Raw genomic sequence first — 13,985 nt, forward strand, 5'->3', positions numbered from 1 at the left:
CGCGCCTAAACTCGTGGCAAAGGGGCCGGAAGGTCCGCGAGGACCGTGTGAGCACGTCGTGAGGGAGCGGGAGGGGGACATCATGACAGCGCAGCCGGATATGCAGCCGGAGACACAGGCACAGACGCCTGCGCAGACGTCTGCGTATACGTCTGCGCAGGCGCCGCGGTGGTCGCAGCAACAGCAACAGCAGCCGCAGTCTCAGCAGCCGACGCCGCAGCCGTCGGCGCTGTTGCGCCACGCCGCCGTCTTCCTGCCCGCCGCCGTCCCCCGGGAGGGCCGGGTCGCCTTCTGGTCGCCCGACGGGGACCCGCTGCCCGAGGCCGGCACACCGGGGCCGCTCACCGTCGTCCGTCCGCACGGCACCGGGGTCCGCAGCCGGACCGTGCCCGCGGTGACCTTCTCCGTGGCCGCCGCCCTGCCCCTGCTGGTACGGGCCCCCCGCAGCCCCGCCGCGCATCCCGCCACCCGGGCCTGGGGCACCGCCGCCACGCAGGCCCTCACCCTGGCCGCGCGCGGCAGGCTGCTCCCCGGGCTCACCCCCGAGGGCGTCGACGCCTGGCGGGTCGGCCCGCCAGGCGCCGCGGACATCGCCCATCTGCGTGCGATCGCCGCCGCCCTGCCCCACGAGGGGTATGCGACGCCCCTCGCCGGGCGCCGCCCGCTCCGGCTGCCCGAACCGGAGGCGCTGGTCCGCGCCTTCCTCGACGCCGTCGCCGACAGCCTGCCCCGCACCCCGGCGGCGGCCGTCGCCGCCGGGCGGCCGTTCGCCGCGCGGGAGCCGCAGCGGGTCCCCGGGATACAGGAGTGGGCCGCGCAGGTCGCGGCCGGGGCCGACACCGGAGTCGGGCTCTCGCTCCGGCTCGACCTGTCCTCCTTCCGCCTCTTCGACGAGGCCGAGGGGGAGGAGACCCGGCGCGCCGGCGCCGCCGTCGTCCAGGTGCACAGCCTCGCCGACCCGACGCTGGTCACCGATGCCGGGCAGCTGTGGGCCGGCACGGCCGGGGCCGGCTTCGGGCCGCGCGCCCGGATCGACGCCGTGCTCGCGCTGCGCCGGGCCGCGCGGATCTGGCCGCCCCTGCTGCGCCTGCTGGACCAGCCCGTGCCCGACGCCCTGGCACTGTCCGACCCCGAGCTGGAGGACCTGCTGGGGGTGGCCGCGACCCGGCTGGCGGCCGCCGGGGTCGTGGTCCACTGGCCGCGCGAGCTGGCCCGTACGCTGTCCGCGACCGCCGTCGTACGGTCCACCGCGCCCGGGTCCGCCACCGACGGGACCGCCTTCTTCGACGCGGAACACCTCTTCGCCTTCTCCTGGGAGCTGGCCCTCGGCGGCGACCGGCTCACCCCCGGCGAGATGGACGCCCTGGCCCAGGCCCACCGGCCCGTCGTGCGGCTGCGCGACCAATGGGTACGGGTCGATCCGGAGCTGGTGCGCAAGGCGCGCCGGCGCGAGCTGGGTCTGCTCGACCCGGTCGACGCGCTGGCCACCGCGCTGTCGGGCACGGCCGAGATCGACGGCGAGCAGGTCGAGGCGGTGCCCGTGGGGGCGCTCGCCGCCCTGCGGGAACGGCTGACGGCGGAGCTCGCCCCGCTCCCGCAGCCCGCCGCGCTCAAGGCCACCCTGCGCGACTACCAGGCGCGCGGCCTGGCCTGGCTCGACCTGATGACCTCTCTCGGTCTCGGCGGCTGCCTCGCCGACGACATGGGCCTGGGCAAGACCGTCACCCTGATCGCGCTGCACCTGCACCGCGACCGCCGCGAGCCCACCCTCGTGGTGTGCCCCGCCTCCCTCCTGGGCAACTGGCAGCGGGAGATCGAGAAGTTCGCGCCGGGCACCCCCGTACGCCGCTTCCACGGCGGCGGTCGCAGCACCGAGGACCTGACGTCCTGCACGGGCGGGTTCGTGCTCACCACCTACGGGACGATGCGCGCCAGCGCCGCCCTGCTCGCCGAACAGCGCTGGGGCATGGTCGTCGCCGACGAGGCGCAGCACGTCAAGAACCCCCACTCGGCGACCGCGAAGGCGCTGCGCACGATCCCGGCGCCGGCCCGGGTGGCGCTGACCGGCACCCCGGTGGAGAACAACCTCTCCGAACTGTGGGCGCTGCTCGACTGGACCACGCCGGGGCTGCTGGGTCCGCTGACCACGTTCCGGGCCCGGCACGCCCGCCCGGTGGAGCACCAGCAGGAGGAGGACGGCGGCAACGAGGCGGCGGTCGCCCGGCTGGCGGCGCTGGTCCGGCCGTTCCTGCTGCGGCGCAAGAAGTCCGACCCGGGTATCGCGCCCGAGCTGCCGCCGAAGACGGAGACCGACCACCCTGTGTCGCTCACGCGTGAGCAGGTCTCGCTGTACCAGGCCGCGGTGGACGAGGCGATGGCCGTGATCGAGTCCAGCGAGGGCATCGAGCGGCGCGGCATGATCATGAAGCTGCTGGCGTCGCTCAAGCAGATCTGCAACCACCCCGCGCAGTACCTGAAGGAGGAGCAGCCCCGGCTCCCGCACCGCTCGGGCAAGCTCGCCCTGCTGGACGAGCTGCTGGACACGATCGTCGCCGAGGGCGGGTCGGTGCTGGTCTTCACGCAGTACGTGACGATGGCCCGGCTCATCGAGCGGCACCTGGCGGCCCGCGGGATCGCCGCGCAGCTCCTGCACGGCGGCACCCCGGTCGCCCGCCGCGAGGAGCTCGTGGACCGCTTCCAGGCGGGCGAGGTCCCCGTCTTCCTGCTGTCCCTGAAGGCGGCGGGCACCGGCCTCAACCTGACCCGCGCCGGCCACGTCGTCCACTTCGACCGCTGGTGGAACCCGGCCGTCGAGGAACAGGCCACCGACCGCGCCTACCGCATCGGCCAGACCCAGCCCGTACAGGTCCACCGGATCATCGCCGAGGGCACCGTCGAGGACCGCATCGCCGAGATGCTGGAGGCGAAGCGGGCCCTGGCCGACGCCGTCCTCGGCTCCGGCGAGGCGGCGCTGACCGAGCTGACCGACCGCGAGCTCGCCGACCTCGTCTCCCTGCGGAGGCCCGCATGATCACCGCCCGGGACGACCGCCGCCGCACCTTCGAGACCGTGCCCGCCGGGGTGGAGGCGGTGAGCTGGTGGGGCCGGGCCTGGGTGGCCGCCCTGGAGGAGGTCTCCCGCGACCCGGCCCGGCTGGCCCGGGGCCGCGGGTACGCCGAGGGCGGGCACGTCGACGCGGTGACCGTCACCCCCGGCCGGATCGTCGCGTACGTCCGGGGCAGCAGGCCCCGCCCGTACCGCACCGAGCTGATCCTGCCCGCCTTCGCGGACGCGGAGTGGAGCGAGCTGCTGGAAGAGGTCGCGGCCGACCCCGCGGCGCTCGGCGCCCTCCTGGAGCGAGAGGTTCCGCAGTCGCTGGCGGGGACCGTCCTGCCCGGGGCGGGCGAGCTCGTCCCGCACTGCTCCTGCCCGGACACCGGGCGCCCGCCGTGCAAGCATGCCGCCGCCCTCTGCTACCGGGCGGCCCGCCTCCTCGACGAGGACCCCTTCGTCCTGCTGCTCCTGCGCGGCCGCGGCGAGCGGGAGCTCCTGGACGACCTGACCCGCCGCAATGCCGCCCACGCCGCCCGGGAACAGCCCGAGGAGGCACCGGACTTCCCCGGGGTACCGGCCCGGGAGGCGCTCACCCGGACCGTGCTGCCGCCGCTGCCCGCGCCGCTCGCCGCGCCCGCGGCGGCGGGCCTTCCGCCCGCCTACCCGGCCGACCCGGCGGCCCCGGACCCGCTGGCACTCGACCAGTTGGCCTCCGACGCGGCCGCCCGCGCCCTCGCGCTGCTCACCACCGGCGAGGACCCGATCGCCGGGCTCACCCTCTGGCAGGACGCCGTCCGGCTGGCCTCCGCGGATCCCACGGCGGGCCTGACGGGTGCGGCCCGCGTCCTCTACCGGGACCTGGCCCGCGCCACCGGGCGTACCACCACCGACCTCGCGCGGGCCGCGGCGGCCTGGCGCCAGGGCGGGCGTGCCGCCCTGGCCGCGCTCGAAGAGGCCTGGGACCCGCCGGCCGGACCCTTCGACCGGGCCCGTCCGGCGCTCCTCGCCGCGTCGCAGGGGGTCTTCCGCCCCGAGCGCAACCGCCTGACGTCCCGCACCCGCCAGCTCCGGCTCGGCCGGGACGCCCTCTGGTACGCCTACGAGTCCCGGCCGGGCGACGACGACTGGTGGCCCACGGGCCGCCCCGCCCAGGACCCGGTCAGCGCCCTGCTGGGCTGAGACCCTCCGCCCATCGGGTCAGGGCCGTGAAGTCGCGGTCCCGCAGGCCGTGGCGCGGGTGGACGCGCAGCAGGAGGGCCGGGGCCGGATGGTGGGCGGCGACCCACGCCCGGTCCCGCGGGGTGATCATGTCGTCGACCCAGGCGAAGGGGCGGCCGGCGGCCCAGTCCCTCAGGTGCCGGGTCTTCCAGGAGAGGCCGTCGGGGTCCTCGGCGAACAGTTCGGGCCATTCGACGACGGACAGGTCGCCGGGGAGCCCGATGTGCGGGGAGATCAGGGTGTTGGCCTGGTGCGTCCACGCGGTGGCCCAGGTGAGCTCGAAGGGCAGGGCCAGCAGCCGGGCGCCGTGGGAGGGGTGGAGGCGGATCCGGGCACCGCGTCGTGCCCTGCGGGATTCGGGGTCGCGGTAGGAGAGCCAGACCTCCGGCCACATGCGGTGGCTCTTGTACCCGCGCAGCCCGGCGAAGGGGGCGCGGAAGGGGTTGAGGGGGCCGTCCACGTCGAGGAGGAGCAGCGGGCGTGCAGTCATGAAGTACCCAGTACCCAGTACACGATTGAGTGAAATGCCTACCGCTTCTATAACCCGTATGGGTTCGCAGGCGTTGTCTCCGGTGCGGGGCGAGGCCCCGAAATCCACCGGAAGGCAGGGAAAGTGATGCGTAACAGTCGTCGAAGCGGCTTGATCGCGGCGGTCGTTGCGGGCGGCGGTCTGGCCGTCGCGGGTGTGGGCGGCTTCGCCCACGCCGACGCGGACGCGGACGGCAGGGCCGAGCGCTCGCCGGGTCTGCTGTCCGGGAACCTGATCCAGCTGCCCGTGAACCTGCCGGTGAACGCCTGCGGGAACACCGTGAACGTGGTCGGCGTGCTGAATCCCGCGGCCGGCAACCGCTGTGCGAACGAGTCCGGGGGCGGCGGCCATGCCGAGCAGGGCGGCGGGAACGGCGGGGGAGCCGTGGCAGAGGGGCGCGGAAAGGATTCTCCGGGCGTATTGTCAGGCAATGGGATCCAGTTGCCCGTCGACCTCCCGCTGAACGTCAGCGGCAACTCCGTCAACGTGGTCGGCATCGGGAACCCCGTGTACGGCAACTCGTCCGTCAACGGCGAGAAGCCCACCCCCGGCAAGCCCGTCCAGCCGCCCGTCGTCGAGAAGCCGGTCATCCCGGCCGAGCCGGCCAAGCCGGCCACCCCCGTCACGCCGGTCGTCCCGGTCACCGAGGTCCAGCCGCCGCGGCACAGTGAGGCGCTCGCCCACACCGGCGCCGACGGTGTCGGCTACCTGGTGCCCGCCGGTGGTGCCCTGCTGCTCGGGGGCGCCCTGCTCTACCGCCGCTTCCGCCTCAACTAGGCCGTCTCTTCCGGATCTTGCCTGACCCGCGCCGCCCGGCACCGCACCTCACCGCGTTGTCGAGGCACCCGAGTGCGTCCGGTACACGGGCGCCTCTCCGTCTTGCGATGCTTCCCCTCGGCCCTGCGGGCCTGGGGAGGCCCCATGGCACCGGACGACGCGGGCTCAATCGGCAAGATCCGAAAGAGACGACCTGGCCTCCCTCCGCGGCACGGTGCGCCACCCGTCCAGGATGGCGTCGATCCGCGCGGCCAGCCGGGCGCGGGCCGCGAAGCGGGGGACGCCCGCCATCAGCAGGGCGTCGTACTCGGTGTCGGTGTGCCGTACGGCCGCCCGCACCGCCACCGAGACCGCCGCCTCGTCCAGGGCCCGCCCGGCCGCGGTGCGGCCCACCCGGCCGCTGCCGCGCAGCGAGGCATGGGCGGCGATCGCCACGGCCCGGTCGGCCGGGCAGCCGGGGAACAGCCGCACTATCTCGGCGGCGAACGCCGCCGTGAAGCGGACGTCCTGCGCCGCGCGGCGCAGCCGGTCGCGCTCCCGGCGGCGCGCCCGCGCCTCGGAGTCCGCCAGGCAGGCCCGTTCCGCGCCGGCCAGCGCCGCCTCCTCGACGAGGAGCCCGAGACGCTCGTACCGGCGGCGCCGCCTGTGGAAGCGGACCACGACCGCGCTGAGCGCACTCGCCTCGCGCGAACGGCGGGTCAGCGCGGCGTCCCCGCGCGGCAGGTAGACGAGATGCCCCAGATCCGCGCAGTCCAGACACCGGGGCACACCGGCCTCGCGCACCAGGTGCCGGAGGGGCCCCTGTCGGCACTCCGCGCAGTGGATCTGCTTCAGCGACTCGAAAACGACCAGGCTCATACAGGTGTGATACCGCCGTCCGGCCCTCATATCACCTGGTGGGGAAGGACGTTGAGGTTTCACCGACTCTTCCGGATCCGGCCTGATCACTCCTACGGTGGGCCGTGGACCATGGACCACGGGGGCCGGTCCACGGAGGAGGAGCACATGCGCGCACGGCGGACGACCACGGCGCGGCCGCCGGTGACCGGCTTCGGCATGGGCACCGGCAGGGCATGCGTGACCACGATCCCGGCAGGCCGGGAGATCGTCATCCCGCCCGGCGGCTGCACCGGCTGGCACTACCACCGGGTGCGGCTGGAAGCCGTCGTCCTGGCGGGCACCCTGACCCGGGTCCTGCACGACCTCACCGTCGAGGTGCACCGGCCCGGGACCGCCTTCGTGGAACCCGCGGGCATCGGACACATACACCTGGGCCACAACCTGGGCACCGAACCGGTCGTCCTGCACGTGACCCCCCGACTGCCCGAGGGGACCCCCTTCTCCATACCCACGCCGGCTCCGGCCGGCGCCACCCCGGAGGTCTGCCTCCACCACACCCACTGAGCCGCCGCCCAGGCAGCCCGGCCGCGCTCACACCAGTCGGCGTATCTCCCCGCGGACCCGGTAGAAGCCCCCGGAGGCCGCGTGCAGGCCGTCGACCACGTACCGGGCGCCGACCTCCCTGATCCCCCGCGGGAACTGCACGTTCCAGGACGGCTCGAAGCCGCCCGACACCACCTGCACCCGCATCCGGCCCCCCTGCTGGACGCACTCCACCACCACGGAGCCCGCCGGCTCCGAGGCCACCGCGGCCATCGAGACCGTCGCCACCGCCGAGGCCGAGGCGGCCGGGGTGAACACCGGCAGCGCTGCCGCCGACTTCACATCCATCGGTGCGGGCACCGAACCCTGCTGGGCCGCCGCGATCGCCTGCTCGCTCGCGTCCACGCAGACCAGGGAGCCGTCCGTGGTCACCAGATACAGCCGCTCGTCCAGGTACTGCATCGACAGCGCCGACCCGCCGCCGGTCCCCAGCTTCCACAGCCGGTTCCCGTCCGCGTCGAAGCAGTAGACCGAGGAGGAGGAGTCGCCCGCGAAGACATGACGGCCGTCCGGCGAGGTCGCGCACGAATACACCGCCGCGTCGCACCGGTAGGTCGCCTCCGTCGCGCCCGAGGCCTTCGACAGCCGCTGCACGGTGTTGCGGACCGTACCCGCATACACCGAGTGCTCCTCCTGCCAGCCGAACAGGACACCGCCCGGGGTGGCGCTGTGCCACAACTGCCCGGTGCCGTCCGCTGCGTAGGCCGTCACACCGGCGCTGTGCCCGTGGTAGACCGCCCGCTCGTCGGCCCGCACCATCCATGCACCCGACCCGGAGGACTTCCGCGACCACTGGTGCTCGTCCTCGTGGTCGATGACGGTCAGACCGCCGTTCGCATCGGAGACGTTCAGCACGCCCTCGTGGATGTCCAGCCAGTAGATGTCCACATCCGCAGCGATGCCGTAGGCACCGAACGGCACCTTCGACGACAGGTCGTACACCGTGCCGTCGTCACAGCCCGCGTATATCCAGAACTCGTCCGCCACCAGGCACTTCACCCCGTCCGGCAGTGAATAGCGGGCCAGCACCTCACCGCCGTGGCTCAGCGTGTAGACGTCACCGGCCTGGTTGCCGACCCAGCAGCGGTCCTCGTCGACGTGGATCCCGAAGGCCGCTGAACCGGTACGGAAGCGCCACAGCACCGGGGCCACGGCACGCGCCGTCGACGGCGCCGACGTCACCTGGCGGCGCGTCACCGCCCGGGCGGCCCGCTGCCCCTGCACGGCCGGGGCGTACCCCTTGCGGACCTTCTCCCCGATCTTCTTGGCGGCGGCGGCCCGGGCCTTCTCGGCCGTCGGGAACGAGGAGCTCTGCAACTGGCCGGGCGCGCCGATCCGTCCGTAGCGCACGGAGACGGCCGTGCCGTCCACGGTCACCTCGTAGAACTTGTGCGCCCCGCCACCGTCCTGCGACAGCTCCAGGTACGTCGTCTCCCGAGCCATGACAGACCCCTCCCCGAAAACCGGTCCACCGGCGCCGTTTCCGCGGTGATCCCTCCTGAGAAAAGCTACGGGTGACCACTGACAATGGGCCGGTGCAGTGGAAAGCGATCACATGGCAGCGGATGGCCGAGCGGCTCGCCGGTCACCTCGACGACCCGGACCACGCCCCCGGGCCCGACGCCTGGCAGCGCGTGGGCATCGACGGAGCGCCCGCGGCGGACACCGGCGCCCTCGCCGGGCTGCTCGCGGAGGAACTGCGGCTGCGCGGACGCTCGGTCCTGGTCGTGCCGACCGGCGGCTTCCTGCGGCCGGCGTCCCTCCGCTTCGAGTTCGGACGCCGGGACGTGGACGCGTACCTGGACGGCTGGTACGACACGGCAGCGCTGTGGCGGGAGGTGTTCGGGCCGACCGATCCCGGCGGGACCGGGCTGGTGCTGCCGGACCTGTGGGATCCGGCGACCGACCGGGCGACCCGCAGCCCCTACGTCGAACTCCCGGCCGGTGGTGTGCTGCTGGTGCACGGGCCGCTGCTGCTGGGGCGGTGGTTCCCCTTCGACCTGAGCGTTCACGTCCGGCTGTCGGCGGGGGCGCTCGCGCGGCGGACGGAGGAGTCCGAGCGGTGGACGGCGGCGGCGTTCGCCCGGTACGAGGCGGAGGCGGATCCGGCCGGCGCCGCCGACGCGGTGGTGCGGGCCGATGATCCCAGGCATCCTGCCTGGACCGGGATTCGGGGGCGGTGACGTGGGGTTGGGGTGCGGGTGCGGGTGCCGCTGCGCGGGGCCTCCTCCCCGCCCCGCCCTTTCGCCGTTTCCCGGGCTCTGCCCGGACCCGCGCCTCAAACGCCGGCGAGGCTGAACGGCAGGGGTTCCACCCGGACCCCGCGCCTCGAAGGCCGGCGGGGCTGAACGGCAGGGGCTCCGCCCCGGACCCGCGCCTCAAACGCCGGCGAGGCTGAACGGCAGGGGCTCTGCCCGGACCCCGCGCCTCGAAGGCCGGCGGGGCTGAACGGCAGGGGCTCCGCCCCGGACCCGCGCCTCAAACGGCGGCGGGGCTGGAGTGGGCCGGTCGGGCGGGGAGTGGGCTGCGTCGGGCGTCGGGCCTGTTCGGGGGCAGGCGTTGCGGCAAGGCACCCCTGGCTAGGGGCGGCCGCCTGGGTGGGTTATGGCCTGGGCTGCTGCGCGGCAGCCTGCGCGGGCCGATTCCGTCTGGTCCGCGCCGTCCAGCCGGGCCGCCAGGAAGGCGCCGGTGAAGGCGTCACCGGCGCCCGTGGAGTCCACCACCGGCTCGGCCGGTTCCGCGGCCGCCACCTCGGCCGTGATCCTGCCCCGCTCGGCCACCAGCGCCCCCGCCGGGCCCCGGGTCACCACCACCAGCGGCACCCGCCGGCTCAGCTCCGTCGCCGCCCGGGCCGCCCCGGCCCGCTCCGGCAGCCCGGCCAGCAGCCGGGCCTCGTCCTCGTTCGGCAGCAGCACCCCCGCCCCCGCCACGGCGTCCAGGAAGCGCTGCGGGCCCAACGCCGCCAGGAACCCCGCCGACGCCGGGTCCACGCTCACCGGCACACCCCGCGTCCGCGCCGCCCGCAGCGCGACCATGGCCAGCTCCCGGCTGCTGTCCGCGAAGAAAAGATAACCGGACAGATGGAGATGCGCCGCCCCGTCCAGCAGGGACGGAGCCCAGTCGGCCGGGCACAGCCGCAACGAAGCCCCGCTGTCGGTGAGGAAGGTCCGCTCCGCGTCCGTGCCGACGAGGGCCACCACCGTCCCGGTCGGCTCCTCCGCGTCGACCACCAGCCGGGGCCGCACCCCCGCGTCCACCAGGGCCCGCTCGTGCCACCGCGCCGATTCCGTGCCCACCCGCGCAAGGAGGCGTACCTCGGCGCTCCCCGTACGGGCGGCCCAGCACGCCGCGTTGGCCCCCGCCCCGCCCGGCAGGGTCCGGATGCGGGCCGCGGTGTCGGTGGCCGGGGCCAGCGGCTCCGGATGCATGGCCACCACGTCCGTCACCACGTCGCCGACCACGAGCAGCGCCCCCGCCGCGGTCATGCCCGCGCCGCCCAGGCCCCGGCGATCCGGGCGCCGAGCCGTACGTTGCCGCGTACCGCCGCCAGGTTCGCCTCCAGCGAGGCCCCGGCCGTCGCCCGTACCAGGAACCCCAGCAGGAACGGGGTCACGGCCTGCCCCGTGATCCCCTGCTCGCGGCACGCGGCGAGGGCCTCGGCCAGGACCCGGTCGTGCAGCTCCGGGTCCAGCTGCTGCCCGGCAGCCACCGGATTGGCCACCAGCAGCGCCGACTGCGGGCCGCCGAGCGCGTCCTGGGCGGCCATCACCGCCGCGACCTCCTCGGGCCGGTGCACGGTCCAGTCCACCGGCTCGCCGGAATCGGCCAGGTAGAAGCCGGGGAACCGGTCCGTGCCGAACCCGAGCACCCCCACTCCCAGCGTCTCCAGCCGCTGCAGCGTGGCCGGCACGTCCAGGATGGACTTCACCCCCGCGCACACCACCGTGATCCGGGTCCGCGCCAGCAGGGAGAGGTCCGCCGACTCGTCCTGCGTCTGCGCCCATTCGCGGTGGACGCCGCCCAGCCCGCCCGTCGCGAACACGCGCAGGCCCGCCCGGGCCGCGAGGAAGGCCGTCGCGGACACCGTCGTCGCCCCGGTCGCGCCCGTCGCCAGGGCCGGCGCCAGGTCCCGGTGGCCCAGCTTGCGCACACCGTCACCGGCCGCGATCCGCTCCAGCTGGGACTTGTCCAGGCCCGCGCGGGCCACGCCGTCCACGACCGCGACCGTCGCCGGAACCGCCCCCTCCGCGCGGACCAGTTCCTCCAGTTCGAGGCCCACCTCCAGGTTGCGGGGGCGGGGCAGGCCGTGCGCGATGATCGTCGACTCCAGGGCCACCACGGGCCTGCCCTGCGCGAGCGCCTCGCGCACCTCTTCCGACAGGACCGGTCCACCGGACGGGGATGCAGTTGCTCTGTGCTGTGACATGTCCCCATCCATGGCACGGGATCGGCGCCCCCAAACGCACTCCCGTCACACCCGTCCCAAGCTGTCCGAGTAGCGTGCCCCATGGACACACGCGGCTTCCACGACGGACTCGCCGACCGCTACGAATTCGTCTACGCGGACTGGAACGCATCCGTCGCCCGGCAGGGCCGGGCCCTCGACGCCCTGCTCACCGCCGCGCTGGGCCCCGGACCGCACACCGTCCTCGACAACGCCTGCGGCATCGGAACCCAGGCACTTGGCCTGTCCGCGCTGGGCCACGCGGTCACGGGGACCGATCTGAGCCCCCGCTCCGCCGCCCGCGCCGCGCGCGAGGCCGCCGACCGCGGACTCGCCCTGCCCGTCGCCGCCGCCGACATGCGGGCCCTGCCCTTCGCGGACGCCTCCTTCGACGCCGTGGTCTGCGCCGACAACGCGTTGCAGCACCTGCTGACCGCGCAGGACGTGCGCACCGCCCTGGCCGAAACCCGGCGCGTCCTGCGGCCCGGCGGAGTGCTGCTGCTGTCCACCCGCCCGTACGGGGACCTGCTGAGGGACCGGCCGCGGAGCGAGGCCCCGTACGTCCACACGGACCCCGACGGGCGGCGCACCATCACCTTCCAGCTGTGGCACTGGCACGCCGACGGGGAGCGCTACGACCTGGAGCTCTTCCAGCTGCTGCCGGCCGGGGACACCTGGACGCCCCGCACCTCGCGCGCCACGTACTGGGCGCTCGCGCCGGAGCGGACCGCGCAGTTCGCCGGGAGGCGGGCCTGTGCGACACCGCCTGGCACGCGCCGGCGGACACCGGCTTCCACCAGCCGCTCCTCACCGCCGGACGCCCCCCGGTCCGACTGGACAGGATGACGCGTGGGCCGGCCCGCCGCTGGACGCTGTGGCCACCGCGCCGGGCGGGCGGCCCGCACTAGGCTGGCGCGCCATGAGCACCAGTGATCACTCCGCCGGACCCGTATCCGTCCCCGCCTCCTTCGCCGTCACCGTGGCGGACGTGGAGCTGGAGCCCGACGACCTCGACCCCGGGCAGATCGTCTCCGGCGATCCGGTGGTCACGGGCAAGGTCCTGTGGGAGTCGCCGGACGGCAAGCAGGTCCGCGGGATCTGGCAGATCACCCCGGGCGTGGTCACCGACGTCGAGGCGAACGAGCTGTTCGTGGTGGTCGGCGGACGCGCCACCGTCGAGGTCGAGGGCGGCGAGACCCTGGAGCTGGGCCCGGGCTCGGCCTGTGTCCTGCGGGAGGGCGACAAGACGGTCTGGACCGTCCACGAGACGCTCCGCAAGGCCTACCACATCAGCTACTGACCCCCTTGGGATCCGCGGGGTGGCGGCGCGCGGTGAACAGGGCGAGCGCCGCCATCGGCAGCAGCAGCGAGGCCCCGACGGCGTTGAGCCAGCCGTAGCCCGCCTGGGACATGATCACGCCGGCGGCGGCCCCGCCGACACCCGCGGCCGTGTTCATCGTGAGGTCGCTCAGGCCCTGCACGGCGGCCCGCGCGGCCTGCGGCACCGAGTCGGTCAGCAGGGCCGAACCGGCCACCATCCCGGCGGACCAGCCGAGGCCGAGCAGGAAGAGGCCGAGCGCGCTCCGGCCGTGGCTGGGCCCGGCCGTCCCGGCGAGCAGCGCCGCGACCGACAGCAGCCCCGCGGCGAGCCCGATCACGGTGAGCCGGCCGAGCCGGTCCGCGAGCCATCCCATGAGCGGGGAGAAGGCGAACATCCCCGCGATGTGACCGCTGATCACCAGTCCGACGAGTTCCAGCCCGGCGCCGTGGTGGCCCAGGTCCACCGGGGTCATGACCATGATCGAGACCATGGTGGTGTGGGACACGGCGACGGTGAGGAGCGCGAGCCGGGCCCGCGGAGACGCCCGCACGGCGGCGATTCCGGCGCGGATCGAGTGGCCCTCGCGGGTCCGCTCCTCGGGCGCGGCGAGCGCCCGCGCCGTCAGCAGGGGGTCGGGGCGCAGGAGTACGGCGATCAGCGCGCCGGTCAGCACGAAGACGACGGCGGCCCACACGAAGGGGCCCGCCGTCTCGGGTATGGAGGTGCCGGCGAAGCTGCGGCTCGCCGGAGCGGACAGGTTGGGGCCGAGCACCGCGCCGAGGGTGGACGACCACACGACGAGCGAGATGGCCCGGGCCCGGCGGTCCGGGGCGGCGAGGTCCGCGGCGGCGAACCGGGCCTGGAGGTTGGCGGAGGAGGCGGCGCCGAAGGCGGCCATGCCGAGCAGCAGCAGCGGGAAGCTCTTGATGGTGGCGGCGAGGACGACGAGGCCCGCCCCGGCGGCGCCGATCGCGTACGCCAGGACCAGGCCGGGGCGCCGGCCGCGCGCGGTCATCAGGGCGGCGAGCGGCAGCGAGACCAGGGCGGTGCCGATCACCGAGGCGGTGGAGGCGAAGCCGGACAGCGCCTCGGTGCCGCTGACCTCGGTGGCGAGCACGGGGGCCAGGGCGATGCTGATGGGCACGCCGAGGCCGCCGAGGACCTGGCCGGCCATGAGCACCCGGGAGGTGCGCTTCTGG

At 75.0% G+C, this 13,985-nt stretch carries 12 protein-coding genes and 1 pseudogene; 7 read left to right on the forward strand and 6 right to left on the reverse strand.

The window, feature by feature from the left end; all coding sequences use genetic code 11:
- The first annotated feature begins 100 nt into the window (after positions 1-100).
- Both AAT21_RS04645 and AAT21_RS04650 read left to right on the forward strand, forming a co-directional pair.
- Positions 101-3,031: a DEAD/DEAH box helicase gene (locus AAT21_RS04645; RefSeq protein WP_412180300.1), complete on the forward strand. Its 2,931-nt coding sequence runs from the start codon at positions 101-103 to the stop codon at positions 3,029-3,031.
- Positions 3,028-4,233: an SWIM zinc finger family protein gene (locus AAT21_RS04650; protein WP_046775353.1), complete on the forward strand. Its 1,206-nt coding sequence runs from the start codon at positions 3,028-3,030 to the stop codon at positions 4,231-4,233. Before AAT21_RS04645 ends, AAT21_RS04650 begins: the two co-directional genes overlap by 4 nt.
- Here AAT21_RS04650 and AAT21_RS04655 read toward each other — a convergent pair.
- The gene (locus AAT21_RS04655) at positions 4,214-4,762 is read right to left on the reverse strand and encodes a hypothetical protein (protein ID WP_046775354.1); all 549 of its coding nucleotides are present in this window, start codon (positions 4,760-4,762) and stop codon (positions 4,214-4,216) included. The two genes, AAT21_RS04650 and AAT21_RS04655, sit on opposite strands and share 20 nt — an antisense overlap.
- A 126-nt stretch (positions 4,763-4,888) precedes the next feature.
- Here AAT21_RS04655 and AAT21_RS04660 point away from each other — a divergent pair, with 126 nt between their 5' ends.
- Positions 4,889-5,578, forward strand: a complete 690-nt coding sequence (locus AAT21_RS04660; protein ID WP_079025424.1) for a chaplin — start codon at positions 4,889-4,891, stop codon at positions 5,576-5,578.
- A 165-nt stretch (positions 5,579-5,743) separates the two neighbouring features.
- Here AAT21_RS04660 and AAT21_RS04665 read toward each other — a convergent pair whose 3' ends face one another.
- Complete coding sequence (locus AAT21_RS04665; protein WP_046775356.1) at positions 5,744-6,436, reverse strand: DUF2293 domain-containing protein; 693 nt, start codon at positions 6,434-6,436, stop codon at positions 5,744-5,746.
- A gap of 147 nt (positions 6,437-6,583) precedes the next feature.
- On the opposite strand from AAT21_RS04665, the gene AAT21_RS04670 reads away from it, so the two are divergent.
- The gene (locus AAT21_RS04670; RefSeq protein WP_157879626.1) at positions 6,584-6,982 is read left to right on the forward strand and encodes a cupin domain-containing protein; all 399 of its coding nucleotides are present in this window, start codon (positions 6,584-6,586) and stop codon (positions 6,980-6,982) included.
- Positions 6,983-7,009: 27 nt separating this feature from the next.
- On the opposite strand, the gene AAT21_RS04675 is transcribed toward AAT21_RS04670, so the two are convergent.
- Positions 7,010-8,464 (reverse strand): WGR domain-containing protein, encoded by a 1,455-nt coding sequence (locus AAT21_RS04675; RefSeq protein WP_046775357.1) that lies wholly within the window; start codon positions 8,462-8,464, stop codon positions 7,010-7,012.
- Positions 8,465-8,556: 92 nt separating this feature from the next.
- Here AAT21_RS04675 and AAT21_RS04680 point away from each other — a divergent pair, with 92 nt between their 5' ends.
- Positions 8,557-9,204, forward strand: coding sequence for a nucleoside/nucleotide kinase family protein (locus AAT21_RS04680; protein ID WP_046775358.1), 648 nt, complete (start codon positions 8,557-8,559; stop codon positions 9,202-9,204).
- Positions 9,205-9,600: 396 nt separating this feature from the next.
- On the opposite strand, the gene AAT21_RS04685 is transcribed toward AAT21_RS04680, so the two are convergent.
- The gene (locus AAT21_RS04685; RefSeq protein ID WP_046775359.1) at positions 9,601-10,506 is read right to left on the reverse strand and encodes a carbohydrate kinase family protein; all 906 of its coding nucleotides are present in this window, start codon (positions 10,504-10,506) and stop codon (positions 9,601-9,603) included.
- Complete coding sequence (locus AAT21_RS04690) at positions 10,503-11,447, reverse strand: pseudouridine-5'-phosphate glycosidase (RefSeq protein ID WP_046775360.1); 945 nt, start codon at positions 11,445-11,447, stop codon at positions 10,503-10,505. Before AAT21_RS04690 ends, AAT21_RS04685 begins: the two co-directional genes overlap by 4 nt.
- An 81-nt stretch (positions 11,448-11,528) precedes the next feature.
- Here AAT21_RS04690 and AAT21_RS04695 point away from each other — a divergent pair.
- Both AAT21_RS04695 and AAT21_RS04700 read left to right on the forward strand, forming a co-directional pair.
- Positions 11,529-12,373 (forward strand): annotated as a pseudogene (locus AAT21_RS04695) (class I SAM-dependent methyltransferase).
- An 11-nt stretch (positions 12,374-12,384) separates the two neighbouring features.
- Positions 12,385-12,765 (forward strand): cupin domain-containing protein, encoded by a 381-nt coding sequence (locus tag AAT21_RS04700; protein ID WP_046775617.1) that lies wholly within the window; start codon positions 12,385-12,387, stop codon positions 12,763-12,765.
- Here the strand turns inward: AAT21_RS04700 and AAT21_RS04705 are convergent.
- Positions 12,755-13,960 carry an MFS transporter gene (locus tag AAT21_RS04705; protein WP_079025461.1) on the reverse strand — a complete coding sequence of 402 codons (1,206 nt, stop codon included), beginning with the start codon at positions 13,958-13,960 and terminating at the stop codon, positions 12,755-12,757. The two genes, AAT21_RS04700 and AAT21_RS04705, sit on opposite strands and share 11 nt — an antisense overlap.
- Positions 13,961-13,985 lie beyond the last annotated feature (25 nt).

It is taken from the genome of Streptomyces yangpuensis (genome assembly GCF_001005295.1).
Lineage (GTDB): Bacteria > Actinomycetota > Actinomycetes > Streptomycetales > Streptomycetaceae > Streptomyces > Streptomyces yangpuensis.

Bases quoted from the DNA above. Each gene is read 5' to 3' on its own strand.
- AAT21_RS04645 (WP_412180300.1), top strand. From the start codon at position 101: ATGCAGCCGGAGACACAGGCACAGACGCCTGCGCAGACGTCTGCGTAT.
- AAT21_RS04650 (WP_046775353.1), top strand. From the start codon at position 3,028: ATGATCACCGCCCGGGACGACCGCCGCCGCACCTTCGAGACCGTGCCC.
- AAT21_RS04655 (WP_046775354.1), bottom strand. From the start codon at position 4,762: ATGACTGCACGCCCGCTGCTCCTCCTCGACGTGGACGGCCCCCTCAAC.
- AAT21_RS04660 (WP_079025424.1), top strand. From the start codon at position 4,889: ATGCGTAACAGTCGTCGAAGCGGCTTGATCGCGGCGGTCGTTGCGGGC.
- AAT21_RS04665 (WP_046775356.1), bottom strand. From the start codon at position 6,436: ATGAGCCTGGTCGTTTTCGAGTCGCTGAAGCAGATCCACTGCGCGGAG.
- AAT21_RS04670 (WP_157879626.1), top strand. From the start codon at position 6,584: ATGCGCGCACGGCGGACGACCACGGCGCGGCCGCCGGTGACCGGCTTC.
- AAT21_RS04675 (WP_046775357.1), bottom strand. From the start codon at position 8,464: ATGGCTCGGGAGACGACGTACCTGGAGCTGTCGCAGGACGGTGGCGGG.
- AAT21_RS04685 (WP_046775359.1), bottom strand. From the start codon at position 10,506: ATGACCGCGGCGGGGGCGCTGCTCGTGGTCGGCGACGTGGTGACGGAC.
- AAT21_RS04690 (WP_046775360.1), bottom strand. From the start codon at position 11,447: ATGTCACAGCACAGAGCAACTGCATCCCCGTCCGGTGGACCGGTCCTG.
- AAT21_RS04700 (WP_046775617.1), top strand. From the start codon at position 12,385: ATGAGCACCAGTGATCACTCCGCCGGACCCGTATCCGTCCCCGCCTCC.
- AAT21_RS04705 (WP_079025461.1), bottom strand. From the start codon at position 13,960: ATGGCCGGCCAGGTCCTCGGCGGCCTCGGCGTGCCCATCAGCATCGCC.